Annotated in this window: 24 protein-coding genes; 6 read left to right on the top strand and 18 right to left on the bottom strand. The window is 63.6% G+C overall.

Annotation, left to right across the window (positions count from 1 at the left end; genetic code table 11):
* Positions 1-11: 11 nt before the first annotated feature.
* Positions 12-950 carry a LysR family transcriptional regulator gene (locus PKKP23_RS26135; protein WP_126879018.1) on the top strand — a complete coding sequence of 313 codons (939 nt, stop codon included), beginning with the start codon at positions 12-14 and terminating at the stop codon, positions 948-950.
* Between the two features lie 15 nt (positions 951-965).
* On the opposite strand, the gene PKKP23_RS26130 is transcribed toward PKKP23_RS26135, so the two are convergent.
* From PKKP23_RS26130 to PKKP23_RS26110, 5 genes are all read right to left on the bottom strand, one after another.
* Positions 966-2264, bottom strand: a complete 1299-nt coding sequence (locus tag PKKP23_RS26130) for an L-fuconate dehydratase (RefSeq protein ID WP_126879017.1) — start codon at positions 2262-2264, stop codon at positions 966-968.
* 137 nt (positions 2265-2401) lie between these two features.
* A complete protein-coding gene (locus tag PKKP23_RS26125; protein ID WP_126879016.1) occupies positions 2402-3349 on the bottom strand; it encodes an ABC transporter substrate-binding protein in 948 nt (315 codons plus the stop codon).
* A 106-nt stretch (positions 3350-3455) separates the two neighbouring features.
* Positions 3456-4490, bottom strand: coding sequence for an ABC transporter permease (locus PKKP23_RS26120; RefSeq protein WP_017774831.1), 1035 nt, complete (start codon positions 4488-4490; stop codon positions 3456-3458).
* Positions 4491-4520: 30 nt separating this feature from the next.
* On the bottom strand, positions 4521-6032 hold the full coding sequence (locus PKKP23_RS26115) for a sugar ABC transporter ATP-binding protein (protein ID WP_126879015.1): 1512 nt from the start codon (positions 6030-6032) through the stop codon (positions 4521-4523).
* A gap of 179 nt (positions 6033-6211) precedes the next feature.
* Positions 6212-7474 (bottom strand): MFS transporter, encoded by a 1263-nt coding sequence (locus tag PKKP23_RS26110; RefSeq protein ID WP_205703018.1) that lies wholly within the window; start codon positions 7472-7474, stop codon positions 6212-6214.
* 272 nt (positions 7475-7746) lie between these two features.
* On the opposite strand from PKKP23_RS26110, the gene PKKP23_RS26105 reads away from it, so the two are divergent.
* Positions 7747-9453 (top strand): hypothetical protein, encoded by a 1707-nt coding sequence (locus tag PKKP23_RS26105; protein WP_126879014.1) that lies wholly within the window; start codon positions 7747-7749, stop codon positions 9451-9453.
* 230 nt (positions 9454-9683) lie between these two features.
* Complete coding sequence (locus tag PKKP23_RS26100) at positions 9684-10496, top strand: class I SAM-dependent methyltransferase (protein ID WP_126879013.1); 813 nt, start codon at positions 9684-9686, stop codon at positions 10494-10496.
* A gap of 96 nt (positions 10497-10592) precedes the next feature.
* Here PKKP23_RS26100 and PKKP23_RS26095 read toward each other — a convergent pair whose 3' ends face one another.
* The gene (locus tag PKKP23_RS26095) at positions 10593-11357 is read right to left on the bottom strand and encodes an SDR family oxidoreductase (RefSeq protein WP_026121441.1); all 765 of its coding nucleotides are present in this window, start codon (positions 11355-11357) and stop codon (positions 10593-10595) included.
* Positions 11358-11495: 138 nt separating this feature from the next.
* Between PKKP23_RS26095 and PKKP23_RS26090 the strand changes: the two genes are divergently transcribed.
* A complete protein-coding gene (locus PKKP23_RS26090) occupies positions 11496-12479 on the top strand; it encodes a LysR family transcriptional regulator (RefSeq protein WP_240659147.1) in 984 nt (327 codons plus the stop codon).
* Here PKKP23_RS26090 and PKKP23_RS26085 read toward each other — a convergent pair.
* The 3 genes from PKKP23_RS26085 to pdxR all read right to left on the bottom strand — a co-directional run bounded on the left by PKKP23_RS26085 (position 12446) and on the right by pdxR (position 14773).
* Positions 12446-12850 carry a cupin domain-containing protein gene (locus tag PKKP23_RS26085; RefSeq protein WP_126879012.1) on the bottom strand — a complete coding sequence of 135 codons (405 nt, stop codon included), beginning with the start codon at positions 12848-12850 and terminating at the stop codon, positions 12446-12448. The genes PKKP23_RS26090 and PKKP23_RS26085 overlap by 34 nt on opposite strands.
* Positions 12851-12855: 5 nt before the next feature.
* Positions 12856-12999, bottom strand: a complete 144-nt coding sequence (locus tag PKKP23_RS33815) for a hypothetical protein (RefSeq protein WP_161978144.1) — start codon at positions 12997-12999, stop codon at positions 12856-12858.
* Between the two features lie 229 nt (positions 13000-13228).
* Positions 13229-14773 (bottom strand): MocR-like pyridoxine biosynthesis transcription factor PdxR, encoded by a 1545-nt coding sequence (gene pdxR / locus PKKP23_RS26080; RefSeq protein ID WP_126879011.1) that lies wholly within the window; start codon positions 14771-14773, stop codon positions 13229-13231.
* Positions 14774-14941: 168 nt separating this feature from the next.
* Here pdxR and PKKP23_RS26075 point away from each other — a divergent pair, with 168 nt between their 5' ends.
* Both PKKP23_RS26075 and PKKP23_RS26070 read left to right on the top strand, forming a co-directional pair.
* Entirely contained in the window at positions 14942-15694 is a 753-nt protein-coding gene (locus tag PKKP23_RS26075; RefSeq protein WP_126879010.1) for an SDR family oxidoreductase, read from the top strand.
* 71 nt (positions 15695-15765) lie between these two features.
* Entirely contained in the window at positions 15766-16803 is a 1038-nt protein-coding gene (locus PKKP23_RS26070; RefSeq protein WP_126879009.1) for a LysR family transcriptional regulator, read from the top strand.
* 36 nt (positions 16804-16839) lie between these two features.
* Here the strand turns inward: PKKP23_RS26070 and PKKP23_RS26065 are convergent, their stop codons facing one another.
* From PKKP23_RS26065 to PKKP23_RS26025, 9 genes are all read right to left on the bottom strand, one after another.
* On the bottom strand, positions 16840-18393 hold the full coding sequence (locus PKKP23_RS26065) for a methyl-accepting chemotaxis protein (protein ID WP_126879008.1): 1554 nt from the start codon (positions 18391-18393) through the stop codon (positions 16840-16842).
* A 193-nt stretch (positions 18394-18586) separates the two neighbouring features.
* Positions 18587-20053, bottom strand: coding sequence for a hypothetical protein (locus tag PKKP23_RS26060; RefSeq protein WP_240659146.1), 1467 nt, complete (start codon positions 20051-20053; stop codon positions 18587-18589).
* Positions 19993-20250: a PAAR domain-containing protein gene (locus PKKP23_RS26055; protein WP_126879007.1), complete on the bottom strand. Its 258-nt coding sequence runs from the start codon at positions 20248-20250 to the stop codon at positions 19993-19995. The genes PKKP23_RS26060 and PKKP23_RS26055 overlap by 61 nt, the downstream gene beginning before the upstream one ends.
* A 39-nt stretch (positions 20251-20289) precedes the next feature.
* Positions 20290-21018, bottom strand: coding sequence for a T6SS immunity protein Tli3 family protein (locus tag PKKP23_RS26050; protein WP_240659145.1), 729 nt, complete (start codon positions 21016-21018; stop codon positions 20290-20292).
* Positions 21018-21503, bottom strand: coding sequence for an effector protein Tle3 domain-containing protein (locus PKKP23_RS26045; protein WP_240659144.1), 486 nt, complete (start codon positions 21501-21503; stop codon positions 21018-21020). Before PKKP23_RS26045 ends, PKKP23_RS26050 begins: the two co-directional genes overlap by 1 nt.
* Positions 21504-21527: 24 nt before the next feature.
* The gene (locus PKKP23_RS26040) at positions 21528-22244 is read right to left on the bottom strand and encodes a T6SS immunity protein Tli3 family protein (RefSeq protein WP_126879084.1); all 717 of its coding nucleotides are present in this window, start codon (positions 22242-22244) and stop codon (positions 21528-21530) included.
* 4 nt (positions 22245-22248) lie between these two features.
* Positions 22249-23301: a T6SS effector phospholipase Tle3 domain-containing protein gene (locus PKKP23_RS26035; protein WP_240659142.1), complete on the bottom strand. Its 1053-nt coding sequence runs from the start codon at positions 23299-23301 to the stop codon at positions 22249-22251.
* A gap of 39 nt (positions 23302-23340) precedes the next feature.
* A complete protein-coding gene (locus tag PKKP23_RS26030) occupies positions 23341-23985 on the bottom strand; it encodes a T6SS immunity protein Tli3 family protein (RefSeq protein WP_233411337.1) in 645 nt (214 codons plus the stop codon).
* A 95-nt stretch (positions 23986-24080) separates the two neighbouring features.
* Positions 24081-25072 (bottom strand): T6SS effector phospholipase Tle3 domain-containing protein (locus PKKP23_RS26025; RefSeq protein ID WP_126879004.1); only part of this gene is annotated, 992 nt, incomplete at its 5' end.

Raw genomic sequence — 25072 nt, 5'->3', positions numbered from 1 at the left:
AATATTGGGCAATGGACCTTCTCAAAGCAATGACCGTCTTCGTGCGCGTGGTCGAAACCGGCAGCCTCACGGGGGCTGCGGTGGCCTGCGATCTGTCGCCGACCATGGTCGGCAATCATCTTCAGGCGCTGGAGGCGCGGCTCGGCACGCGGCTGATTCACCGCACCACGCGCAAGCAGCAGGTGAGCGCGTTCGGCCAGGCGTATTACGAGCGGTGCGTCGAAATTCTGGGGCTCGTGGACGACTCGGAACGCCTTGCGCTCGACCATCTCGCGACGCCGCGCGGACGCCTGCGCGTGACGGCGCCCGTGGTCTTCAGCAACGAATGCCTGATTCCCGCCATGGCGGACTATTGCAGCCGCTATCCCGAAGTGAAGCTGGATATCGTGGCCACAGACGCGCTTTCAGACCTGATCGACGATGGTTTCGAAGCGGCCATTCGCATCGGCACGCTGCGCAATCCCGATGTGGTGGCGCGTCCTCTCGCCTCATATCGGCTGGTGCTTTGCGCATCGCCCGCCTATCTCGAAGCGAATGGCGCGCCCTCCACGCCTGAGTTGCTAGCCTCGCATCAGTGTCTGACCTACGCGTTCCCGCCGCGCTCGGAATGGCACGCCACGCAGCCCGAATGGATCTTTCACGGACCAGACGGACAGGTGAGCGTGGCCATCGACGGCAAGCTCAGGATCGACAACGCCGAGGCGTTGCGCCGCGCCGTGCTGGGCGGCCTCGGCATCGCCATGCTGCCCAGCATTCTGGTGGGCGACGATATCCGCGCAAAGCGCATGGTCGAAGTGCTGCCGGCCTTTCCGGCGCCTGAAAGGCCGCTCAATCTGCTGTATTTGCGCGAGCGGCAGACGTCGCCGAAGCTCCGCAGTTTTATCGATTTCGTGGTGGAGCGGTTTGGTGCCGGCAGCCCGGCGGATTCAAGCGGCCGTTCAAGCAGGTAAGCCCGGCAACCCCACTTACGCCTGCCACACAGGCCCATCCGGAAACCGATGCCGCTCGAGCGACGCCGCGTGCATCTCGATGCCATAGCCCGGCCGCTGCGGCGGCACATAACGGCCATTGCGGATCACCACCGGGTCGACGAAATGCTCGTGCAGATGGTCTACATATTCGAGCACGCGGTTTTCCAGCGACGCCGACACGCAGATGTAGTCGAAGAGCGATATGTGCTGCACGTACTCGCACAACCCCACGCCGCCCGCATGCGGACACACGGGCACGCCGTATTTCGCGGCCATGAGCAGCACGACGATCACTTCGTTCAGGCCACCCAGGCGGCAGCTGTCCACCTGGCAGAAATCGATGGCCTGTGCCTGCAGCAGTTGCTTGAACATCACACGGTTATGGCAGTGCTCGCCGGTGGCCACGCCAATGGGCGCAATGCGCCGGCGAATGGCCGCGTGGCCGAGAATGTCGTCGGGGCTCGTGGGCTCTTCGATCCACCACGGGTCGAATTCGGCCAGGCGCCGCATGTTTGTCACGGCTTCATCGACATCCCACACCTGGTTTGCGTCCATCATCAGCTTGCAGCGCTCGCCTATTTCTTCACGCAGAATGCGCGCGCGCCGCACGTCTTCTTCGATATTGCCGCCCACCTTCTGCTTGAAGTGCGTCCAGCCCTGCGCAATGCCTTCGCGCGCAAGCCGCCGGATCTTGTCGTCGTCGTAGCCCAGCCACCCTGCGGATGTGGTGTACGCGGGGTAGCCGTGCGCGAGCATCTCCTGTTCGCGCTCGCCTTTCGTCGCGGCATGGCGATGCAAGAGCGCGATGGCCTCGTGCGGCGTGATCGCATCGGTCACGTAACGGAAGTCGAGGCAACGCACGAGTTCCTCGGGGCGCATGTCGACCAGCAGCTTCCACACGGGCTTGCCTTCGGCCTTCGCCCACAGGTCCCACACGGCATTCACCACAGCGGCCGTGGCCAGATGAATGGCGCCCTTGTCCGGGCCGATCCATCGCAACTGGCTGTCCGAGGTGAACTCGCGCCAGAACGCGCCCATGTTCGCCGCAATCTGTTCGAGCGACTTGCCGACAATCAACGGCGCCAGCGCCTGCACGGCACTGACGCAGATTTCGTTGCCGCGCCCGATCGTGAAGGTGAGTCCGTGCCCGATGAAGCCTTGCGTCGAATCGGTTTCGAGCATGACGTAAGCGGCCGAATAGTCGGGCGCCGCGTTCATCGCGTCGGAGCCGTCGAGCGAGCGCGAAGTCGGAAAGCGGATGTCCCGCACGGACAGCCGTGTAATCGTCGTCATCTGGGCATTCTCCGCAAGAACCGCAGTAGTCGATCAGTCGCAAGCCGCCGCACGGGGCGGATGCGGATGGCGTGCCATTTGAAGGAAAGGAAGGGCGAGCCGCCCTTCCTCTCGTGCCGCCTGTTCAGCGAAGGCGATCAGTCGTAGAGCACCGCGGCGATCTTCGGGTCGCTCATGTTGCTCTTGTCGTACCAGTAGAAACCGGTGTCCACCTTCTTCGGCAGCTTCGCGCCCTTCAGTGCCTTCACGGCGGAGTCCACCACGCATTTGCCGATCCCGACCGGGTTCTGCGTAATGGCGCCCGCCATGAGCCCCGAGTTGATGTCGTCCTTCTGCTCCTTGCCCGAGTCGTAGCCGATCAGCACGAGCTTCTTGCCCGACTCTTTCACGCCAATGGCCGCGCCCTCCGCCGACCCTTCGTTGGCACCGAAGATGCCCTTGAGATTCGGATGCGATTCGATCATGGCCTTGGCGATTTCCGCGGACTTCAAGTGGTCGCCGCCGCCGTACTGCACCGAAACGATCTTCACGTTCGGGTGCTTCGCCTTCATCTCGTTGAGAAAGCCGTCGCGCCGGTCGATACCTGTGCGGCTCGTCTGGTCGTGCACGATCACGCCCACTTCACCGGCATTGCCGATCATCGCGGCCATTTTGTCGGCGGCGAGGCCTGCGGCCGCGAGGTTGTCCGTTGCGCAGGTGGTGAGCGGGATGTCGCTATCCACGCCCGAATCGAACGCGATCACGGGAATCTTCGATGCCTGGGCGCGCTTGAGCAGCGGAATCGCGGCCTTGCTGTCCAGCGCCGCAATCCCCAGGGCCTGGGGCTTCTTCGCAAGCGCGGCGGAGAGCATGTCGATCTGCTTGTCCACCATGGCCTCGGTTTCCGGGCCTTCGAACGTGATGCGCACGTTGTGCGCCTTCGCCGACTCTTCCGCGCCCGCTTTCACGGCCTGCCAGAACTGATGCTGGAAACCCTTCGAGATGAGCGGAATATAGGGCTCCTCCGCACGCGCCATGCCCGCTCCTGCAACGAGCACGCCGATCCCGGCCACGACGCCGATCACTCTTCTTTTCGTTCTCAACATGGACATCTCCTCCTAAGGTGGACTATCAACCTCCAGCCGTATGTGGGCGCGTTGAACCGCTCCCAATCTTCGAGTCTTTTCCTTGTTCAGATGAACGATGCGCGCGTCACCGCTTTCTGCGCCGCAGAATGTCGGCGTAGACCGCGAGAATGATGATGAGGCCCGTCACCACGATCTGCCATTCCTGCGCGACGGACATGATGCGCAGGCCATTGGTCAGCACGCTCATGATGAACGCGCCGATGATGGTGCCGAGAATCGTTCCCGAGCCGCCGCTCAACGAGGTGCCGCCGATCACCACCGCCGCAATGGCTTCGAGTTCGTAGCCCTGCCCGAGCGCGGGCTGCGCCGAATTCAGACGCGAGGCAATGAGCAAACCGGCGATGCCGCAAATCGCGCCGCCCAGACCGTAGATCGCGATCTTCCAGCGGTCCACGTTCACGCCCGAGAGGCGCACCGCTTCCTCGTTGCTGCCCAGTGCGAATGTATAGCGGCCAAGCGCCGTGCGATTGAGCGTGATGGAACTCACGATGGCAAGAAAAAAAAGGATCAGCACCGCGTTCGGCACGGGCACGCTCGGCAGCAGATAACCGATCAGCGAGTCCTGCGAGATCATGTAGAAGTTTTCGGTGTCGTTGAAATAGATGGGCTTGTCCGACGAGATGACGAGCGACAGCCCCTTCAACAACAGCATCATGCCCAGCGTGGCGATGAACGGCGGAATCTTCATCTTCGCCGTGAGCGTGCCCGACACGGTGCCGCACAGTGCGCCCGTGCCGATGGCGGCCAGCACGCCGATCCACATCGGCAGATGCCAGTACGTGAGGAACACGCCGCAGATCACGGCCGTGAAGGTCATCAAGGTGCCCACGGAAAGATCGATGCCGCCCGTGATGATGACGAACGTGGAGGCAATGGCGAGCACGCCGTTCACCGCTGTGGCCTGCAGAATGCCGAGGATGTTGTCCATCTGCATGAAGGCCGGCGACGCGAAGCTGAAGAACAGCAGCAGCAGGATCAGGCTTGCGAACGCGAGCATCTTCTGCAGCGCCGCGGGCGCGAAGATACGCGCCCTGAGCGCCTTCAGCCCCGCTGGCCGCCGCTCGTCGCCCAGCGCTGAACTTTCCGTAGGCACTGTCATGTCATGGACCTCTCATGAAGTTCTTTTTGCTTACGCCGCTTTCAACGTTTCGCGCTGCGTGGCGAGCTGCATGATGCGCTCCTGCGTTGCTTCATTCGCGGAGAGTTCGCCGGTAATGCGGCCCTCGCACATCACGACGATGCGGTCGCTCATACGCAGAATCTCGGGCAACTCCGACGAGATCATCACGATCGCTTTGCCCTGCGCTGCCAGCGCACGCAGCAGTTTGTAGATCTCGGTCTTCGCGCCCACGTCGATGCCGCGCGTCGGTTCGTCGAAGAACAGCACGTCGCAGTCGCGCTCCAGCCATTTCGCAATGACCACCTTCTGCTGGTTGCCGCCCGAAAGCAGCCGCACTTCCTGCGCGGCCGAAGGCGTACGAATGGCGAGCAGGCGGATGAAATGCGATGCGGTCTTGCGTATCTGCGCGCGGCGCAGGAAGAAGCCGAACACAAGGAACTTGCGCAGGTTCGACATCACGATGTTCGATTCGACGTCCATGCCGGTGGCGAGCCCGAACCGCTTGCGGTCTTCGGAGAGGTAACCGATGCCGTGGCGCACGGCGTCGCTGGGCCGCCTGATGGTGGCCTTCGCACCTTTCACCACGATCTCGCCGGACTCTATCGGGTCGGCGCCGAACACCGCGCGCGCCACTTCGGTACGGCCCGCGCCCATCAAACCGGCGAAGCCCAGTATCTCGCCCTTATGCAGCGTGAAGCTCACGTCTTTCACGAGCGGGCCGGCATTCAGCCGTTTCACCTCGAGCGCCACCTGGCCCTTGCTGGCCGCGCTGTCGGGCGGCTCCACGTCGGTCAGCGTGCGGCCCACCATCATGCCGATGATCGTTTCCACGCTCGTTTGCTGCGCGCTCACGGTCGCCACATATTCGCCGTCGCGCATTACCGTGACGCGGTCGGCAATCTGCTTCAGTTCGTCCATCTTGTGGGAAATGTAGATCACGCCCACGCCGCGGCTCTTCAACTGGTGAATGATGCGAAAGAGTTCGGCAATCTCGGCGTCGTTGAGCGCCGAGGTGGGTTCGTCCATGATGAGCACGCGCGAATCGAACGACAGCGCCTTCGCAATCTCCACCATCTGCTGCTTCGCGACCGTGAGCGTGTCGACAATGGCGCGCGGATCGATCTTCACGTGCATGCGCGCGAGAATTTCGCGTGCCTGCGCATTGAGCCGGTCTTCGTCGAGGAACAGGCCGAAACCCTTGCGCGGCTCGCGGCCAATGAACATGTTCTGCGCGACGGTGAGGTGATTCATCAGTTGGAGTTCCTGATGAATGATGCCGATGCCGAGCGCCTGCGCTTCGCGCGGACTTTGAAAGTGGACGGGCTGGCCGTCGTAGAGGATGTCGCCGCTGTCGCGCGTATAAACGCCCGCGAGAATCTTCATGAGCGTCGATTTGCCCGCGCCGTTCTCGCCCATCAGCGCGTGCACCTCGCCGGCCATGAGTTCGAACTGCACTTCATGAAGCGCCCTCACGCCGGGAAAACTCTTGCTGAGCTTCGTAACGGAAATGAGCGGGATCATGGCGCGTATGAGGCTCCCCCAAGGCAATGTGCAGCGATTCTACGACGCGGTATGGCAGCGGCTCAAGCTGCGGGAATCCTTGATAGGACGGCATAGCGCGCGAAAATCCAGGCCATTGGAAATGGCGTGGCGGCCGGCCGCTGCGCGGGTCGTGCAAGTCGTTGTGCAACGCCGCAGCGCTATGCAAACTGCGCCGACCGCTCGCGGTCCGGCAGCGGCGGAAACACGAGTGCAATAGCCACAGCCCCCAGCCCCACCAGCGACGAGCCGAGATAAAGCCACGTGTAGCGCCCGGAGAGGTCGAAGATCCAGCCGCCCACCACCGGCCCCAGCGCCATGCCGATGCTCGAGAGCAGCGTCGCCGCGCCCAGCACCGTCCCGATGATTCGCGTTCCGAAGTACTCGCGTGCAAGCACCGCGTAAAGCGGCATGACACCGCCGTAAGCCGCACCGAAAATCAGCGCGAGCGCATAGAACGATTCCAGCCGGCGCGCGAACAGATAACCGCTGATCACCACGGCCTGCACGAGCAGCCCGGCCACGAGCACAGGCTTCACGCCGAAGCGGTCCGCGAGCACACCGAGCAACAGGCGGCCGCCAAGACCTGCCAGCCCCTCCACGCTGTAGATGCTCACCGCCGCCATCGGTGTGATGCCGCAGAGCATGGCGTAGCTCACCATGTGGAAGATGGGACCCGAATGCGCGGCACAGCAGGCGAAGTAGGTCAGACCCAGTGCGAGGAACTGGCGTGTGCGTAGTGCATCGACGCCGCGCATGCCTTCGGCCTCGGCGAGCGGCACGGCTGCCGTGGCGCTCGCAGCGGGCACGGCAGGCGGACGGCGCACCAGCAGCGCCGCCGGCAACAACGTCACCCACGCGAGCACGCCGATCAGCAACATGGCCGTGCGCCAGTCGTAGGCCGACACCAGCCAGCGGGCAAGCGGCGAAATGGTCATCGGCGCCACGCCCATGCCGGCGGATACGAGCGAGACCGCGAGGCTGCGCTGCCGGTCGAACCAGGCCGCGGTGGCGGCCATCATCGGCGCGAAGAACGCGCTCGCGGCCATGCCGACCAGCACGCCGTAAGCCAGTTGAAACTGCATGAGCGACTGGGCGCGGCTGGCGAGCGTGAGCGCCAGTCCCAGCAATCCCGCGCCCGCCAGCACCACGGGCCGCGCGCCGAGCCGGTCGCTGAGCGCGCCCCAGCCGAAACCGCTTACGCCCATCACGAGGAAGTTGAGCGTCATGCCGCTCGAAATGCCGGCGCGCGACCAGCCCGTGTCGGCGGTGATGGGCGCAAGAAAGATGGCGAGCGAGAACATTGCGCCAATCGCGACGCAGGTCATGACGGCGCCGGCCATCACGATGGTCCAGCGGTAGCGCCGGGGGTCGGGGTTGGAACCGGTCGCGCCGGAAACCGGTTGCTCGTTTTGCTGCGGCATGGGGCCTCCCTTGGGTCGGGTGCGGGTCGGGTGTTCGTTGGGTACTCGTCAGGTTCGCATCGGTTTCTTACGACGACGAATGGGGCGAACGGGAATCGACAGCAGCGGCGCAGAAAACCTTGTGCGAAATGAACGGCAACTTGCCGGAAATGCGCGTGGCCTTGTATCGCGCAGTAGCGATAGCTGCCTCGCGATCTTTATTCGTCCCACTAATTGAAGTTCTAAAAAAGGGTGCCGTTACCCGGGGTATCCATAACAAGGAGGATGACTCCATGATCAAGACCCTGCAGTGCGCAGGCTTACGCAATCGTTTGCGTTTTCAATCGCCGTCTGGCGACGTTGCTCGACGCCTGACCTGGCTGCCCGTCGCGGCATCCATGGCCGTGCTTGCCGCCTGCGGCGGCGGTGGCGGTGGCGGCAGCAGCAGCGGAACGACCGCGTCGAACCCCACGCCCGTTGCAGCGGCGGCGCTGAGCGGCGCGGCCATCGACAGCCCGATTGCGAACGCGCGCATCGTCTTTACGTCCGGCGCGCCGCAAGGCGACTCGGGCGCAACCGTCATCGGCACCGTGACGGCAGGCGCCGACGGCACATTCACGGGCAGCGTGAACGTGCCCTCCACCGCCACGCCCATCTTCGCGAACGCGACCGATCCGAATCAAACCTCGCTCGTGCTCTCCAGCTACCTGGGCTCCGGCGCCACTATCGTGGCAGCCGGCAAGCTCAGCGCGAACGAGTTGCCCGACCTCGACATCACGCCCGTCACCACGTCCGCGCTCGCCGTCTACGCGCAGGTGAACGGCGGCTCGTACGCGGCCTTGACGCACAGCAGCTACCGCACGACGCTGCGCACCTATCGTGGCGACATTCTCGTCATTGCATCGGCGATCAAGGCCGTGGGGGACAATCTCTGCACCCCGTCCACCACGATCACCTCGACAACGAACCTTGCCGCTGCCATCGCCGCGGCGTCGAACCTGACCTCAGGCAATTCGACGACGCTCGCCTCGGCCGCCGCCGCGCTCGGCGGCAATTGCACGACAGCGCTCACCACGCTTCAGCAAGCCATCAGCTCCGACGACGTGTTCGGCCCGCAACTCTCCACGGGCGACGCCGTGGAAGCGGCCTCCTCCGTGGTGCCGGCCGGCGCGTATCAGCTTCAGGCGCTCGTGGCCGAAACCGGACTTGGCACAAAGCTGACAGCGGCCAGCATCACGAGCGCACCCACGAACGTCACGCCGGCAGCGGTTTTCGCCGACACCGCGCTCACGGTTGCAAGCGACGGCACCATCACCTCCACCGACGGCAACGTGAAGGGCAGCATTCGCGGCAGCCTTATCAAGCTGACCATCACGAACGGCACGCAGACCTGGCAACTGGCCGGCAAGCTGGGCACCGTGTCGAGCGCGCTCGTAACGGGCGGCAGCGCGTTTTCGATGCAAGGCGGCGGCGTGAACACGGGGACCAACGTGTTGACGAACTTCTCGGCGGTGCTGGCCGCGAGCGGCGCAGCGCCCGTGTGGAACGGCGTGGCCGTCCCCACGGCGACGAGCAGCAGCGCGGGCGTCACCTGCGCGGCAGGCCAGCCGGTTCGTCTGAGCGGCTTCGTGCCCGGCGTAGGCGGCGGCATGCTGGGCGAATGCATCGTGCCGAGCGGGTCGGGATGGGCCATGTCGGCGCCCACATCGGTTCAGGGCGAGTTCGACTTCGACTTCGCGGCGAAGAACACGCCCACCGCTACGCCCACGCTCACAGCCGCCACCTGGACGCAGGCCAGCTCGGCGCCGTTCATTCTGACGAGCGCCTCAGCGAGCTTCGCGCTCAATACCGGTTCGGCCACGCCCGTGAGCGGCACGGCCTACTACGTGATGGGCACGCGAGCCATCGTCTTCGCGACGGCCACTGCCAACGGCATGTTCGTCACGTCGGATAACGCGCTCATGCAAGCCGAGGACTCCGGCGACAGCGCAGACCGCTAACGCCCTCTCCCGCCGTCCCTGCACGGCCGCACGCCGTGCAGGGACATGTCGACTCGCGAGCGCAGGTCCGGCTCGCGCCGCCGCGCCCGCTGCGGCACCGCGCCAAAACCCAGCTCCAAAACCCAAATTGACGCGCCCCATGCGGGCGCCCACCATAGCGCATGGGCCGCCCATGCCCGCGCCACAGCGCATGCTCGACGGCATCATCGAAAGCCTTCACAGGAGGCATCATGACCGAGCGCGACAAGGTGTTTTCAGGCTCCATCCCGAAGTTCTACGACACGCTGATGGTGCCCCTCGTCTTCGAGGGTTACGCCGCCGACCTAGCCGCGCTTGTCGCGGCGGCCTCGCCTCGCTCGGTGCTCGAAACGGCGGCGGGCAGCGGCGCGGTCACGCGCGCGCTTGCGCCCAGGCTGGACGCAACCACACGCTATGTCGTGACCGACCTCAACCAGCCCATGCTCGACTATGCCGCCGGGCGGCAGGGCGCCGACAGCCGCATCGAATGGAAACAGGCCGACGCACTTCACCTGCCGTTCGAAGAGGCCGCGTTCGACGTGGTCTGCTGCCAGTTCGGCGCGATGTTCTTTCCCGATCGCGCAGCGGGCTACGCCGAGGCGCGTCGCGTACTCAAGCCTCGCGGTCGGTTCGTCTTCAACGTGTGGGACCGCATCGAAGAAAACGCCTTCGCCGACGAGGTCACGCGCGCACTCGCCGCCGTGTTTCCGCACGACCCGCCGCGGTTTCTCGCCCGCACGCCGCACGGCTATCACGACGTCGCGCTGATTCGCGACGACTTGAGTCGAGCCGGGTTCACCACGATCCAGATCGAGACGCACGAGAAGCTAAGTTGCGCGGCCTCGGCACACGACGTCGCCATCGCTTATTGCGAAGGCACGCCGCTGCGCAACGAAATCGAGGCACGCGACGCCGGCCTGCTCGAATTCGCTACGCAGCGCGCCGCCCAGGCCCTTGCCGACCGCTACGGCAACGGCCCGGTGGCCGGCAAGATTCAGGCGCATGTGATCGTGGCGATGGGATAAAGGGCACTGCGAGGCGGGGCGCTGCGCAGCAAGGCAAAGCAGAGGCAGAGACATCAGCACACGCAGAAGCCCCCAATCGATATCGCGAAGCGCGTATCAGGTCCGCGTAATCGACACGCCGCCATCCACGAGCGAAGCGGTGCCGGTCACGAACGACGAATCGTCGGACGCGAGATAAAGCACCGAGCGCGCCAGCTCCTCCGGCCGTGCCACGCGCTTGAGTGCATGCAGCCCCGTCACGAAGGCCTGCGACTCGGCGGTGTCGTTCATGCCGCGGTACATCGGCGTATCCACGGCGCCGGGCAGTACGGCATTGACGCGCACGCCTTGCGGTCCGTACTCCGCAGCGAGGGCCTGCGTGAGGCCGATCAAGCCGGACTTGCTCGCCGCGTAGGCCGCAGTACCCGGAAACGCGAACGAATAGCCCACAAAGGTGGACGTGAAGATGACCGACCCGCCGCCCTGCTTCACCATCTGCGGAATCTGATGCTTCGCGCCGAGGAAGGCGCTCGTCAGATTGGTGGCGAGCGTGGCGGACCAGCCCGCCTCGGACACCCCCGTGGTCGGGCCCATTTCGCCCAGCGTGCCGGCGTTGTTATAGGCGATGTCGAGGCGACCGAAGCGGCTCACGGCGAGTTCGACCAGCGCTTTGGCGAAGTCCTCGGACTGCACGTCGCCCGCGAGAAACGCGGCCTCGCCGTCTTCGCGGGCAATCTCGTCAACGAGCGTTTCGAGTTCGGATTCGCGGCGCGCCGCCACCACCACCTTTGCGCCTTCCGCGGCAAACAGTTTCGCCGTGGCACGGCCAATTCCCGCGCTGGCGCCGGTCACGATGGCGACTTTTCCTGTCAAGCGTTGCATGTTCATCTCCTGCTGCAGTGTGCTGGCAGGAGCCCCATGCCCCGGCCGGTGAGCAGCACTATAGGCGTGGGCAACCGGCGCAAGAAGGCATAAAACGTGGGTATATCATTCAGCATCCTTGAATGATCGGAGACGGATATGGACCGACTGCGCGCCTATGAAGTCTTCGTGACCGTGGTCAGCCGCGGCAGCTTCACGCGCGCAGCCGATGCGCTCGAAACCTCGCCCGCCAACGTGACGCGCTACGTGAACGAACTGGAAGCGCATCTCGGCACCCGTCTCATCAATCGCACCTCGCGCAGACTCTCGCTCACCGAAGGCGGAGAAACGCTTTACGCGCGCTGCAAATCGATTCTCGACGACGTGGTGGAAACCGAAGGGCTCGTTTCGTCGGCGTCGGTGGAACCGCGCGGACGGCTGCGCATCAACGCGCCTGTGAGCTTCGGCATTCTGCATCTGGCGCCGCTGTGGCCCGAGTTCATGCGCAGGTATCCGCGCGTCGAACTCGACGTTGCGCTGATTGACCGCGTGGTCGATATCGTCGATGAAGGCTACGACCTCGCCATTCGCATCTCCCGCACGGGCTCGACGAACCACGCCGCGCGCAAGCTCGCGACATCGAGAAACATCGTCTGCGCGTCGCCCGATTACCTGAAGCGGTGCGGACACCCGGTAACGCCAGCCGACCTCGCCGGGCATCAATGCATCGGCTACCTGTACGCATCCACGGGCGACGAGTGGCAGCTCATCGACAGCAAAGGCCGCGCGCACGCCGTGAAGGTCAACTACAACATGCGCAGCAACAACGGCGATACCGCACGCGCGGCGGCGCTCGCGGGACAAGGCGTGATCTGGCAACCCACGTTTCTGGTGGGTAACGACCTGCGCGCCGGCAAGCTCGTTCAGATCTTGCCGGAGTACCGCTTGCCCGATATCGACGTACTCGCGCTGTACCCGAGCCGACGGCATCTCAGCGCGAAGATACGCGCGATGATCGATTTCCTCGCCGAGGCGTTTGGCGGGGTGGCGCCGTGGGATCGCGAAATTACGGCCCGGCCAGGTCAGGCCGGGCCTGACGCACCGCGTGACTACTGCTCGGGCGTGAGAATCGGCGCGCCCTGATTTTTTATCAGGAATACGACGAACTTTGCGGGCTTCGTTTTGCTGGCATTGCGTCCCACCGTGTGAACGTCGTCGGGACCTTCGTAGAAGGTGTCGCCGGCATGGAGCGTCACCGTCTTGCCGTTGTTGACGCCCATCACGATGCTGCCCTCCAGCACGTAGACGAACGCGTGCGCATGATGACGATGAACCGGATCCACACTGCCCGGCGGATAGTCCACCACGATCATCTGGGCTTCCTTGCCGGGATACTCGGGCAACGGTTGCGTGGTAAGCGGCGTGACTTTGGCCTGCGGCGCGGCAAGGGCCGGCTGTACAGCCGCAACCCATGACGACATCAGGGCCGCCGCAGCGAAGACGATCGCTTTCATGGGGGTCACTCCTGACGAGTCTTGTCGAGCCCGAACATCGTGTCGAACGAACCGGGCGTGACGCACAACGCCACGTTCAGCGCGTCCAGCTCCACGAGCTTTCCGGATAGTTCTGCCGGGGGCGGGAAGTAGTTGAGACGTTGGGTCATGAAGTCCTCTCGTGAGCGGCGTGTGCTCGCTGGTTGAGCCTGCGCCGGGGGAGATGCCGCGCAGGGCATGCATGGCAGGCATCGTAGGCTCTGGGCACGCGGGTGAGTAGAGCCCGCAAGGCGCGCACTCTGTTGCCGCTTCGGCACCAATCATCAACCAGGGGACAAGACGAGCGGACCTCGCGAGGAGCCAGGAGCGCCTCGACAAAGCGCCCCCTCGCAACGCACTTCAGCCGTCCAGGCATGCGCGCAATGTCTGCGCGAGGCGGCGCGCCTCGCTCGCATCGGCAATGTTCGCGAATCCCATGACGAGACCGCGTGGCGTTCGCTCCGTACGGCCGCTCGCATACCAGATGGAAAGCGGCACCACGGCGATGCCCGCCTGGCTGGCGCGCGCGGCAACGGCGACGTCGTCGATAGGGCCGCCCGCACCGGGTGCGAACTGCACCGCGAACTGGACTCCGCCGGGCGGCAAATCCACGGCGAGCCGTTCACCGAATGCCTGCTGCAGCGCATGCACGATCAGCATGCGGCGCTCCAGGTACAGCGCGCGCATGCGCTTGAGATGTCGCGCGAAGTGCCCTTGCGCGATGAAATCCGCAGCAGCGGCCTGCAGCAGCGTCGGCGAACCGGCGTTCATGCTGCACGCCACGCGCGTGACGCGCTCGATCGCGCGCTCCGGCACCACCGCGTAGGCAAGGCGCAGCCCGGGAAACATCACTTTGCTGAAGGTGCTGCAATAGATCACGTGATCGCGCCGGTCGAGGCTCTTCAGCGCCGGCAGCGGACGGCCCACGTAACGAAACTCGCTGTCGTAGTCGTCTTCCACGATCCAGCTCGACGCCCTCGCGGCCCAATCGAGCAGCGCGATGCGCCGCGGCAGCGAGAGCGTGTGGCCGAGCGGGCTCTGATGCGACGGCGTGACGAGTGCGAAGCGCGCCTGCGCATCCAGTTGCGTGCCGCGCTCGACGTCGATGCCGTCGGCGTCCACGGGCACCGGCACGAGTTGCACGCCGGTTTCGGAGAGAAAGCTGCGTGCCAGCAGATAGCCGGGATCTTCGAACCATACGCGGTCGTTCGGGCGCGCCAGACTGCGCAACACGAGTTCGAGTGTCGAGCGGTAGCCGCCTGTCACGAAGACCTGTTCCGGCCGGCATGTCACGCCGCGCGACAGCGCGAGGTACGTGGTGATGTGTTCGCGCAGCGGCCGGTAACCGGCCGGGTCCGGGTAGGCCAGCAGCGCGCGTTCGCCACTACGCGCGCGTTGCGAAACGAGCCGGTGCCAGACCTTGCGCGGAAACGCGTCGAGCGCGGGCAGCCCCGGCTGCAGCGGCCGCGGCTGCCCGCTCATGGCTACCGCGATGGGCGGCTGGCGCGGCTGCGCTTGCGCTTCCTGCGGCTCGTCCGGCTCACCAGGCTCACCCGCCGTGCCGTTGTCCGCGGCCCACTGCGCACTCGGCCCGGTTCGCCCACGCGGCGGACGCATCAGCGACGCCGGCAAAGACGGCGAGACGAACGTGCCCGCCGCGCCGCGCATTTGCAGATACCCCTCGTCCACGAGAATCGTGTAGGCCTGTTCGACCGTGCCGCGTGCTGTGTTGAGTTGCGTGGCAAGGCCCCGCAACGCGGGCACACGGTCGCCGGGCCGCAAATGCCCCGCGGCAATCGCGGCTCTGAAGCGCTCGCATATCTGCAGGTAGATCGGCAACTGATGGCGCCGATCGATCTCGATGGTGAGCGAAGCTGAAGCGGAAGGGGCAGATGACGCACTCATGACCGGTTCGCAGGTGACAGGAGGCAAAAACGACATGGACCAGGCCAATCGACAATTCTTGGCCCTTATAGCCAGGACATGATTCTTCCACAATAAGTCTCACGCGATGCGACGGTGTAACGGGCCTCGCCATTGCGCCTTCCATTGCTTCCCAACTGGAGAACTCACATGAAGATCGTCGTCATTGGTGGTTCGGGCCTGATCGGCTCGCGCGTCGTCACGTTGCTGAACGAGAAGGGCCATGAGGCGATCGCCGCGTCGCCGCGCACGGGCGTCAATACCATCACCGGCGAAGGCTTGACCGACGTGCTGACCGACGCCGACGTCGTGGTCGACGTGGCCAACGCGCCGTCATGGGAGCCGCAGGCCGTACTCGATTTCTTCCGCACGTCGGCTCGCAATCTCGGCAAGGCAGAGGTCGCCGCGGGCGTTCGCCATCACGTCGCGCTTTCCATCGTGGGCTGCGACCGCATGCCGGAGAACGGCTATTTCGTGGCCAAGGTCGCCCAGGAAGAGGCCATCGAAGCGTCGGGCGTGCCGTACACCACCGTGCGTGCGACGCAGTTCATGGAGTTCATCGGCGGCATTGCGGACTTCGGCACGGTTGACGGCACGGTGCGCATCGGCGACGGCCTCTTTCAACCCATTGCCGCCGAAGATGTCGCCGCTATCGTCGCGCAGATTGTGCTGGAGGCGCCGCTCAACGGCACGGTCGAAATCGCCGGGCCGGACCGCGCGCCGTTTGCGCAGATCGTCGCGCGCTATCTGAAGTCGGTGGGCGACGCACGGCCAGTGGTAACCGATCGCGATGCGCGTTACTACGGCGGCCACGTCGAAGAGAAGTCGCTCGTGCCGCTCGGCAACGCGCGCCTTGGCGGCATCAGCCTCGAAGCGTGGCTCGCGCAGGCGCGAAAAGGCTGACGCCCTCGCCTCGCATGGCCCCGAACACGATCGGGATGAACGACCTGTCGACCTGTCTGGGAGCAGCGGAAATGAGTGAATCGGACACATCGAAACGCGACTTTCGTCTCGACTTGCCCGCTCGCAGCGAGGCGCTTTCCGCCAGCTTCGGCGCGAGCTACGCGGGCATCCTCGCGTTCATGGCGGTGGCGAACGAGGGCAGCTTCACGCGCGCCGCCGAACGTCTGGGAATCGGCAGGTCGGCAGTGAGCCGCAACGTGCAGAAGCTGGAAGCTCAGCTGAGCACGCGGCTCTTTCTGCGCACGACGCGCACAACCCAGCTCACGCGCGAAGGCCAACGCTTCTTCGACAACTGCCATCAGGGCGTCACGCACATCGTGGAAGCCATGAACGACATGCTCGAACTGCGTCAAGGGCCGCCGCGCGGGCTCGTACGTATCAGCTCGACGGTGGGCTTCGGCCGGAAGGTCGTCGCACCGCTGCTCGACACGTTCACGAAACGCTATCCCGACATCGTCATCGATCTGCTGCTCGACGACCGGCCGACGGACTTCGTGTCGGACCGCATCGACGTCGCCTTCCGCAACGGGCGCATCGAAGACTCCAGCATCATTGCGAAGCAGCTGATTCCGATGCAGATGGCACTGTGCGCCGCGCCATCCTACGTGGCCAGGCACGGCCTGCCGCAGAAGCTGGAAGACCTGAGTCGGCACGAATGCATCAACTTCCGTTTTTCCAACGGCCGGGTATTCGAATGGGAGTTCAAGGTGGACGGCGGCGTGCGCAAGTACATGCCGACGGCGCGCCTCACTTTCAACGATGCCGACCTGGTGCTACAGGCGGTGCTCAACGGTTGGGGCATGGCTCAGATGGCCGGCTACCAGATACGCGAGCACCTTGCGTCCCACGAGCTCGTGGCGGCGCTGCCCGGGCACACGCCCGACGACCGCGGCCACTACATCTGCTATCTGAGCCGGCAACACCTACCGGCACGCATTCGCGTGTTCATCGACTTCATGACCGAGCAGATCCGCGCACTCGACCTGAACTGCCTGACGGGTTTCAACGCGGACGACGCAGCCGCGCCGTCGAACAGACTGGCAGCGTGAGCGACGGGCCGCGGCAAAGCGGCCCGCACGTTCACCTTATCTGGCCAACCGGAACGCCGAAACCGCCTCCTTCATTGACTGCGCCTGCTGCTCCAGCGAACTGGCCGCCGCAGCAGCCTCTTCCACGAGCGCCGCGTTCTGCTGGGTCACCTGGTCCATCTGGCCCACGGCGAGGCCCACCTGTTCGATGCCCGTGGTCTGCTCGGTCGTCGCGGTCGTGATCTCGCCCATGATGGTGGCCACGTTGCGCACGGCATCCACGATCTCGTTCATCGTCTGGCCCGCCTGCGTGACGAGGTCGTTGCCGTTGCGCACGTCGTCCATGGACTGGGCGATCAGCGTCTTGATTTCCTGCGCCGCTTTCGCGCTGCGCTGCGCGAGCGCGCGCACTTCGCCTGCCACCACCGCGAAGCCGCGTCCCTGCTCGCCCGCGCGCGCAGATTCCACGGCGGCGTTCAACGCGAGAATGTTGGTCTGAAACGCGATGCTGTCGATCATGCCGGTGATCTCGGCAATTTTCTGCGAGCTGCCGCTGATGTCGCTCATGGTGCGCACCGCGCGGCCCACCACGTCGCCGCCGCGCTGCGCGAGGTCCGCGGCGCCCGTGGCCAGCGCGCTTGCCTGCGACGCATTGCCCGCGTTCTGCTTCACCGTGGAAGTCAGCTGTTCCATGCTGGCTGCCGTCTCTTCGAGCGACGCCGATTGCTGCTCGGTGCGGCTCGACAGGTCGAGGTTGCCTGCCGCGATCTCGCGCGCCGCGCGGTGAATTTCCTCGCAGCTGTCGCGCACGCCGGCCACCGTGTGCGAGAGGCCCGACTGCATGCGCAGCATCGCGGCGAACAGCTGGCCGATCTCGTTGCGGCCGGCCTCGGGCACGTGCACAGTCAGGTCGTTGGACGCCATGCGATCCAGCAACCCAGCCGCCTCGGCCAGCGGCGCGCACACCGTGCGCCGCAACGCGAAGTGCGTCACGACGATCAGCGCGAGCGCGAGCCCCACGCCCACGAAGACCATGCCGACAATCCACGCGTAGGTCACGTTGCCTTGCGCGAGCGTGTCCTGCGAAAGCTGGTTCGCAAGGCGCTGAAACTTCTCGACGCTCGCCGAATAGGCCGCACCCGCGGGCGTGATGTCACGGCCATTGATGTCGGCGTAGGCCGCCGTGTCGCCGTTGCGCAGCGCGTCCGAAGCGCGCGCGAGCACCGCGGCGAGCTGCGTGGACGAATCCACGAGCTGCTGCTTCAGGTCGTCCGGCACGCCTTCGATGGCAGGCGCCTGGCGCAGCGCCTGGGTTTCCGCCGCGGAAAGGTCGAAGGTCTTCTTTGCGCTTTGCAGCGCCGAATCGCGCGTCGCGGTGTCGTTCTGCTCCTTGAGCGCGGAATAGGCCCGCACCATCGCGGCCCGTGTGCGAGTGCTGTCCTTGTAGCCGTCGTTAGCGAGAATCGTCTGGCTGGCGAGCTCGTGCAGGCGCTGGGCGTTGCCGTTCGCCACCTTCAACGCGACGACGCCCATCACGCCGCCCACGACAATCATCAAACCGAAGATGACGAGTACGACGAGGAGGCTGGTTCGAACCGTTATGTTGCGCATGCTGCGGCAAGTCCTAAAGTTGTCAGATAACTGCTCCGGTAACCTCGTTAACGGCGCAGATCTTCAGGGCTTGAGCACGGCGGGGGGCGGGAACAGCAGGAAAGCGGCCCGGACGAAGCGGCCGAGATCGGAGCAGGCGCTGTGTTCCTGGTGCGACTACGGTGCTCGATTTCCCGCCACAGGTCACGCTCACTCACCCGCGCGCTCCAGAGCGCCACAGCGCACGGCGGAAGTCGTCCTCCAGCAGGCGACGCCGCAGAATCGAACCACCGGCCTGGATCAGAAACGTCAGAACGAAGCCCGACATGCACGTCCAGAACCATGCCGGCGATGCCCCCGCCGCCTCAAGCAGGAACATCATCAGGACGAGCACGCAGCTCACGCCCGCCGTGACCGACAGGCTCAGCACGCGCATGTAGGGCGGCTCGACCTCCGGCACCGGCGAAGGATTCACGCCGACGAGATTCAGCGTCAGCCTCTGGCCAGCCGGCGCGGCGACCAGCTGGGTGCCCTGCCCATGAGCCACCATCTGTGCGGCGAGTGCCTGGAGCAGCAGCGGGCTCACCGGTCCGGGTCGACCCGTCGCGCAATCCACGTCATGCACCTGCAGATCGAGGCCCGATTCGCGCACCGCCCCGGCCACCGCATGACGGCCCTGCGGCGACAGGCCGCTCAACCAGCCCTGCCTGATTCGCGCGCGTGGCGTCTGTCCAGCAGCCAGCAGTGTCCCGAGCGATTCCTCCACCGAATCGGCGGGCGTCGGAATGGGCCGGAACAGGCGCGCCTGTGGCCGCAGTTTTCCCTTGAAGCTGTCGATGACGCTGGGTCGGGTCAGCAGCATCGCCACCGCGGCTTCCGACCACGACGGTTCCGCGTCTTCCTCGTGGAGCTGGCAGGCGACCAGTAGCCTGAAATCGGCGCTCCAGCCTTCTTCGAACCATGTCTCGATACGGGTGTGCTCCGCATCGCAGGGCAGCCATCCAAACTGCACCAGGTCAGACAGGTTCAGCTTCTGCCATACGGTGCGCAGTTCGGTGAGGTCGTCCTTCGCCGCCGATTGCAGGATGACTTCGACCGTCCGGCTCTGTGCAAGCCGCGAAACGCTGCTCGCAAGCGGCGTGAGCAGTTGTTCAACGATCAGCGAGAGACGCGACACTCCGGCTGCGCCGTCCACTGCCGGTAACGACAGCACCGCGCCTGGATTGGCCGGCGGACTGCCTTCGAGGCCGAGCAGGCGTTCGGCCAGTTCAGGCTCGGGCGTCAGCGCAATACTGCGCACGATGGCGACATGCGCCTGTGTCCAGTAGCGCCAGTCCACGTGCGCGCTGCGGCACAGGAAATTCCACCAGTCCGCGCAACCGATGGAATCTTCGTAACCGGAATAGATGATCCCGCACACCGCGCCCCACACCAGCAGAGGCATCAGCAGGGCGCGTACGAAGAAGAGGCCGGACATGACCGGCTTGCCCTGTTCCCACGTCAGTACGGTGATGAGAATGCCTGCGGTCTGGATGACGATGAAGGCGACCACGCACCGCCAGATCGACGGCAGCCGGTCGTAATCGCGCTCGGCCACGTCCGGAATAACCCACGTCCGGCTCATGCGATGTTCATTCCCGTGCTGCGGGCGATGACCTGGCTGCCGCAGCGCGTGCGGCACAGATGGACGGCCCATTTGCGGCCGTCTTCGCTGTAGCCCTCCGCGCATTCGATGATCGGGTTATCGCCGTGCTGCGGGCACGACACGATGTCGTGCCACAGGGCGACTTTTCTGCCATCTAGGTTGAACGTTGACGACGCGGTTTTGACGACGCCGCCGTGCGTGGTTGGATCGCCGAGGCATACGGGGGGTTTCATGATGATGTTTCCTGTTGCTGTGTAATCAGGCCCGACGCCTTACTGCGGAGCCAGCGGCGCGTCGGGATTGGTCGGCTTGATGGAGGGATTGCAGATGATTCGGTCCTGGCCGGATGGCGTGCGCAATCCGGCTGGCATTTTGGTATCAAACTCTATGCGCTTTCCTTCAGGAAGCTTTTCCTTCGTTCCATAAACAAAACCAGGAACGAGCGGATAACGGTCAACTTCAACGGCGTCTGTCGTTTTGCTGATACTTTGAGAAATGAAGAGACTGTCCTTTGTTACCGCTACCGTATAGTCTTTCGAGTCCTCAAACGCGTTGAAACTGTGATCCATGTACATCTTGGAATGGAAGGTTTTCCCGCCGTCTGTCGAATACCAGAAAGGCACGACGCAGCCTTTTTCGCCGTTACCGCAAAAGGCTCTCGGTGGATAGGCGAGCGGTAAAACGATATTCGTTGCGGACGGATCGGCATTAATGACGCGCCCCTGGAAGTTTTCGAACAGGCCTCGCCCTAGGTACTTCCGGATGCCATCACGGGTGTCGTTGTAGTACGAGTCCCCGTGATAACAATCCCGATAATGCTCCAGCGTTACAAACCGGTGGTCATCGATCCGGTAGATGACCTGGGGCGGGGAGTCATACGGCAACTCCTTGAGCTTCGAACTCCAAAAATCTGCAAGTCTGAAAACCGGGCGCACTGGAGGCTGCGCCGTGCACGCCTGCACGAGAGCGACCAGCGCGATTGTGGCAGCGACGTATCTCATCAAGCCCCCTTCCATTGTTGCTGCCTGAGCTGTTCGGTTTCGGCCCTGCTTTGCTCTTCGGCGACCGTATCCCAATCGATATGCGGCGGCTTGATGATGCTTTGAGACACGCCGGACCCGAAGTAATCGTCATGGCCCAGCGTCCAGTCGGCCTGCTTCATCAGGCGGGTCCAGAGCGCCGGCCTCTCATGCGAATCGCAAAAGCCGACCGGCAGGTCGTAGGCCACCACGCGACGCATGAAAGCTTCGTGCTGCGGCAGCGTGCTGTGGTTGGGCGGCTCGGCGAGATAGGCGTCGAGTCTTTCCAGCATTTCGTCCTGTGTTTCAAGACGGGTCGTGCGCGTCGAGCTGTAAATGTCCTCCGTCGTCACGGTACGCTCCGGTTGATAAATCGAGCGTATATAACGGTATGCGGTCTTGACGCCGCCGCCGTGCGTTGTCGCATCGCCCAGGCATACGGGGGTTTTCATGATGATGTTGGTCACTGCTTTGTAATCGGTCCCGATGCCTCACTGCGGAGCCAGCGGTGCGTCGGGATTGGTAGGCTTGATCGACGGATCGCAAATGATGCGGTCCTGTCCGGATGGCGTGCGCAGTCCATCTGGCATCTTCGTGTCGAACTCTATGTGTTTTCCTTCGGGAAGTTTTTCCTTCGACTCATAAACGAAACCAGGAAAAAGCGGATAACGGTCAACTTCAACGGCATCTGCTGTTTTACTGATGCTTTGGGAAATGAACAGGCTGTCCTTCGTCACTGCGACCGTATAGTCTTTCGAGTCTTCGAATGGATGAAAGCTATGCTTCATATAGCCCATCGCCGCAAAGGTCTTTCCGCCGTCAGTTGAATACAGCAATCCGACCTCAACACCATGATCGGACGTGCCTAATCCAGGCGGAGCGCCTGAGGGGAACGCCAGATTTCTGCCGGTCGGATCGGCATTGATCAGCCGCCCCTGATAGTCTTCGACGCTCGCTCTGCCCAAGCCCGTTTTAATGCCGGCACGCGTATCGTTGTAATAGGCTTGTCCGTAGTTGCAGTCCCGGTAATGTTCAAGCGTCACGAAGCGGTGATCGTCAATCCGGTAAATGACCTGTGGCGGCGAATCGTAAGGCAGTTCCTTTGCATCGAGAAAATCCCCAAGTGTGAAAACATACGGCTCCTGGGGCTTTCCGGAGCAACCTTGCAGTACGACCATCACGGTTGCCAGTGCAATTGCACATCGCATTCGGCTAGTCGCCATAAACGATATCGTCGCGCTTGGTGGACGATAGTCCTTTCGCCTGGGCGTTCAGCTTCTTTATCGCGGCTTCATTCAGGCCGCTGGCTGTGTCCCAGTCAATCGCTTTCGGCTTCTCGACCGTTTTAGGTACGCCCGTCTGAAAGTACGTGTCGTATCCGAGGGTCCAGTCCGCCAGTTGCATCAGGCGGGTCCAGAACGCCGGCCTTTCGTAGGCGTCGCAGAAGCCCACCGGCAGGTCGTAGGCCACCACCCGGCGCATGAAGTCCTGCCGCTCCGGTACGGTGCTATGGTTGGGCGGCTCGGCGTGATAGTGGTCATGCTGCTGGAGCATTTCATCCTGCGTCTGCTTGTCCAGACTCACGCCAATGGGGCTCAACGGGTTGGCATCCAGTTTCCACTCCGGTTGATAGATCGAGCGAAAGAAACGGTAATCCGGGTCCGCGTATTGCCCCTTGTTCGGATTGACGGGGTCTTTCACCCATTTGGCCATTTCAGGAGCAATCACGCGAGAATCCTCGAAGGTCTTCATCTCCTCCGCCGTGACAGGATGAGGCACTTCCTCGGCGTTGACCGTGACGGTCTTGTCGGGGTGGGGTGTTGCCCACAAGTCCCCGAGCGGTGTGCGCCGGTTGCCGTTCCAGAAAGCGTCGGGCTTGACACCGGGCACGGGCTTCTGGATCAGGGGCAGCGTGCCGAACTTCTTTACACCGGGCGCGTCGCCCACGGGCGTGCCACGTGCCAGCATGCGCTGTTTGACCGTATCGCCCAGTTCCGAGAGCAGTTTGTCCGGCAAGCCCTGCCAGCCGATGCTTTGCAGTGGCGTGGCACCCATGACCCTGTCGTGCGGCGTGAAATACACGTACAGCCTGCCGTGATTGTCGCGCTCGTGCACGCCCGATTTGCGCCTGTTATCCGGCCGCCAGAAGTCCATGTTGTCGTGCCACAGCGCGACTTTTCTGCCATCGAGATTGAACGTTGACGACGCGGTTTTGACGACGCCGCCGTGCGTGGTTGGATCGCCGAGGCATACGGGGGGGTTCATGATGATGTTTCCTGTTGCTGTGTAATCAAGCCCGACGCCTTACTGCGGCGCCAGCGGCGCGTCGGGATTGGTCGGCTTGATCGAGGGATCGCAGATGATGCGGTCCTGGCCGGATGGCGTTTTGAGCTTTGAAAAAATGCCTGGTCGCTTCGAGGCCATAAATGTAGAGCCGTGGATTCCTGGGGGATATGGCTTGCTTAGGTCGATATCAGGAACTAGCGGATACTCTGTCACATAAGGATCGCCATTCTCGTCTCCGTAATCGACCTGAACTACAAAGAGCTTATTTTGGGTGGCGGCGACCGTGTATCGTTTCGAGTCCTCAAACGCGTTGAAACTGTGATCCATGTACACCTTGGAATGGAAGGTTTTCCCGCCGTCTGTCGAATACCATAAAGGCACGATGCAGCCTTTTTCGCCATTACCACAAATCAGTCCATCCGGATATGCGAGCGGCAAAACAATGTTCATTCCAGACGGATCGGCATTAATGACGTGCCCCTGGAAGTTTTCGAACAGACCTCGACCCACGTGCTTCCGGATGCCGGCACGGGTGTCGTTGTAGTAGGTTTCTCCGTGGTTGCAATCACGGTAACGTTCCAGCGTTACAAACCGGTGGTCGTCAATCCGGTAGATGACCTGGGGCGGCGAGTCATACGGCAATTCCTTGAGCGCCGAACTCATGAAATCTCCGAGTCCGAAGCTCGCGTGCTCCGGCGTCTGTGCAGTGCACCCTTGCATGAGGGCGACAAGCGCCATTGTGGCTGTAACGTATCTCATCAAGCCCCCTTCCATTGTTGCTGCCTGAGCTGTTCGGCTTCGGCCCTGCTTTGCTCGTCGGCGACCGTATCCCAATCGATATGCGGCGGCTTGATGATGCTTTGAGGCGCGCCAGACCCGAAGTAATCGTCATAGCCCTGTGTCCAGTCGGCCTGCATCATCAGGCGGGTCCAGAGCGCCGGCCTCTCATGCGAATCGCAAAAGCCGACCGGCAGATCGTAGGCCACCACGCGACGCATGAAAGCTTCGTGCTGCGGCAGCGTGCTGTGGTTGGTCGGCTCGGCGTGATAGGTATCGAGCCGCTGCAACATTTCCTCCTGCGTTTCAAGCCGGGTCGTGCGCGTCGAGCTATAAATATCCTCTGTCGTCACAGTACGTTCCGGCTGATAAATCGAGCGCATATAACGGTAATCGGGGTCAGCGTAATGCCCTCCGTTCGGGTCATTGGGATCGGAAACCCACTTGCCCATTTCATCCACTCCTTTACGCGAGTTTTCGAACGGCCGCATTTCTTCCGCCGTGACGGGCTGCGGCACCTCTTCCGCGTTGATAGTCACGGTCTTGTCGGGATGGGGTACGGCCCACAGTTTCATGAGGGGCGAAAAAATATCGCGGTTTCCATTCCAGAAATCTGTCGGCTTCGCACCTGGTACGAGCTTGTCTTCGGGAATCGGCGGCAGCGTACCGAACTTCTTTACGCCCGGCGCGTCGCCCACTGGCGTGCCACGTGCCAGCATGCGCTGTTTGACCGTATCGCCCAGCTCGGCGAGCAGTCTGTCGTCCACGCCCTGCCAACCGATGCTTTGCAGCGGTACCGCGCCCATCACGCGGTCGTGCGGCGTGAAATACACGTACAGCCTGCCGTGATTGTCGCGTTCGTCCACGCCGGATTCACGCCTGTTATCCGGTCGCCAGAAGTCCATGTCCTCGGACGCGCCGCACTGCAACTGCCGCAATTGCGCCTCGGTGAAGACGCGCTTATCGCCCTTGA

Origin of the sequence: Paraburkholderia kururiensis JCM 10599 = LMG 19447 (genome assembly GCF_003986935.1) — a bacterium.
Taxonomy (GTDB): Bacteria; Pseudomonadota; Gammaproteobacteria; order Burkholderiales; family Burkholderiaceae; genus Paraburkholderia; species Paraburkholderia kururiensis.
Note: the sequence above shows the minus strand (reverse complement) of the source record. Positions and strands in the feature narration are given on the sequence as shown.

Excerpts from the sequence above, each read along its gene's own strand:
- PKKP23_RS26135 (WP_126879018.1), top strand. The coding sequence starts at position 12 with ATGGACCTTCTCAAAGCAATGACCGTCTTCGTGCGCGTGGTCGAAACC.
- PKKP23_RS26130 (WP_126879017.1), bottom strand. The coding sequence starts at position 2,264 with ATGACGACGATTACACGGCTGTCCGTGCGGGACATCCGCTTTCCGACT.
- PKKP23_RS26125 (WP_126879016.1), bottom strand. The coding sequence starts at position 3,349 with ATGTTGAGAACGAAAAGAAGAGTGATCGGCGTCGTGGCCGGGATCGGC.
- PKKP23_RS26120 (WP_017774831.1), bottom strand. The coding sequence starts at position 4,490 with ATGACAGTGCCTACGGAAAGTTCAGCGCTGGGCGACGAGCGGCGGCCA.
- PKKP23_RS26115 (WP_126879015.1), bottom strand. The coding sequence starts at position 6,032 with ATGATCCCGCTCATTTCCGTTACGAAGCTCAGCAAGAGTTTTCCCGGC.
- PKKP23_RS26110 (WP_205703018.1), bottom strand. The coding sequence starts at position 7,474 with ATGCCGCAGCAAAACGAGCAACCGGTTTCCGGCGCGACCGGTTCCAAC.
- PKKP23_RS26105 (WP_126879014.1), top strand. The coding sequence starts at position 7,747 with ATGATCAAGACCCTGCAGTGCGCAGGCTTACGCAATCGTTTGCGTTTT.
- PKKP23_RS26100 (WP_126879013.1), top strand. The coding sequence starts at position 9,684 with ATGACCGAGCGCGACAAGGTGTTTTCAGGCTCCATCCCGAAGTTCTAC.
- PKKP23_RS26095 (WP_026121441.1), bottom strand. The coding sequence starts at position 11,357 with ATGCAACGCTTGACAGGAAAAGTCGCCATCGTGACCGGCGCCAGCGCG.
- PKKP23_RS26090 (WP_240659147.1), top strand. The coding sequence starts at position 11,496 with ATGGACCGACTGCGCGCCTATGAAGTCTTCGTGACCGTGGTCAGCCGC.
- PKKP23_RS26085 (WP_126879012.1), bottom strand. The coding sequence starts at position 12,850 with ATGAAAGCGATCGTCTTCGCTGCGGCGGCCCTGATGTCGTCATGGGTT.
- PKKP23_RS33815 (WP_161978144.1), bottom strand. The coding sequence starts at position 12,999 with ATGACCCAACGTCTCAACTACTTCCCGCCCCCGGCAGAACTATCCGGA.
- pdxR (WP_126879011.1), bottom strand. The coding sequence starts at position 14,773 with ATGAGTGCGTCATCTGCCCCTTCCGCTTCAGCTTCGCTCACCATCGAG.
- PKKP23_RS26075 (WP_126879010.1), top strand. The coding sequence starts at position 14,942 with ATGAAGATCGTCGTCATTGGTGGTTCGGGCCTGATCGGCTCGCGCGTC.
- PKKP23_RS26070 (WP_126879009.1), top strand. The coding sequence starts at position 15,766 with ATGAGTGAATCGGACACATCGAAACGCGACTTTCGTCTCGACTTGCCC.
- PKKP23_RS26065 (WP_126879008.1), bottom strand. The coding sequence starts at position 18,393 with ATGCGCAACATAACGGTTCGAACCAGCCTCCTCGTCGTACTCGTCATC.
- PKKP23_RS26055 (WP_126879007.1), bottom strand. The coding sequence starts at position 20,250 with ATGAAACCCCCCGTATGCCTCGGCGATCCAACCACGCACGGCGGCGTC.
- PKKP23_RS26050 (WP_240659145.1), bottom strand. The coding sequence starts at position 21,018 with ATGAGATACGTCGCTGCCACAATCGCGCTGGTCGCTCTCGTGCAGGCG.
- PKKP23_RS26040 (WP_126879084.1), bottom strand. The coding sequence starts at position 22,244 with ATGCGATGTGCAATTGCACTGGCAACCGTGATGGTCGTACTGCAAGGT.
- PKKP23_RS26035 (WP_240659142.1), bottom strand. The coding sequence starts at position 23,301 with ATGAACCCCCCCGTATGCCTCGGCGATCCAACCACGCACGGCGGCGTC.
- PKKP23_RS26030 (WP_233411337.1), bottom strand. The coding sequence starts at position 23,985 with ATGAGTTCGGCGCTCAAGGAATTGCCGTATGACTCGCCGCCCCAGGTC.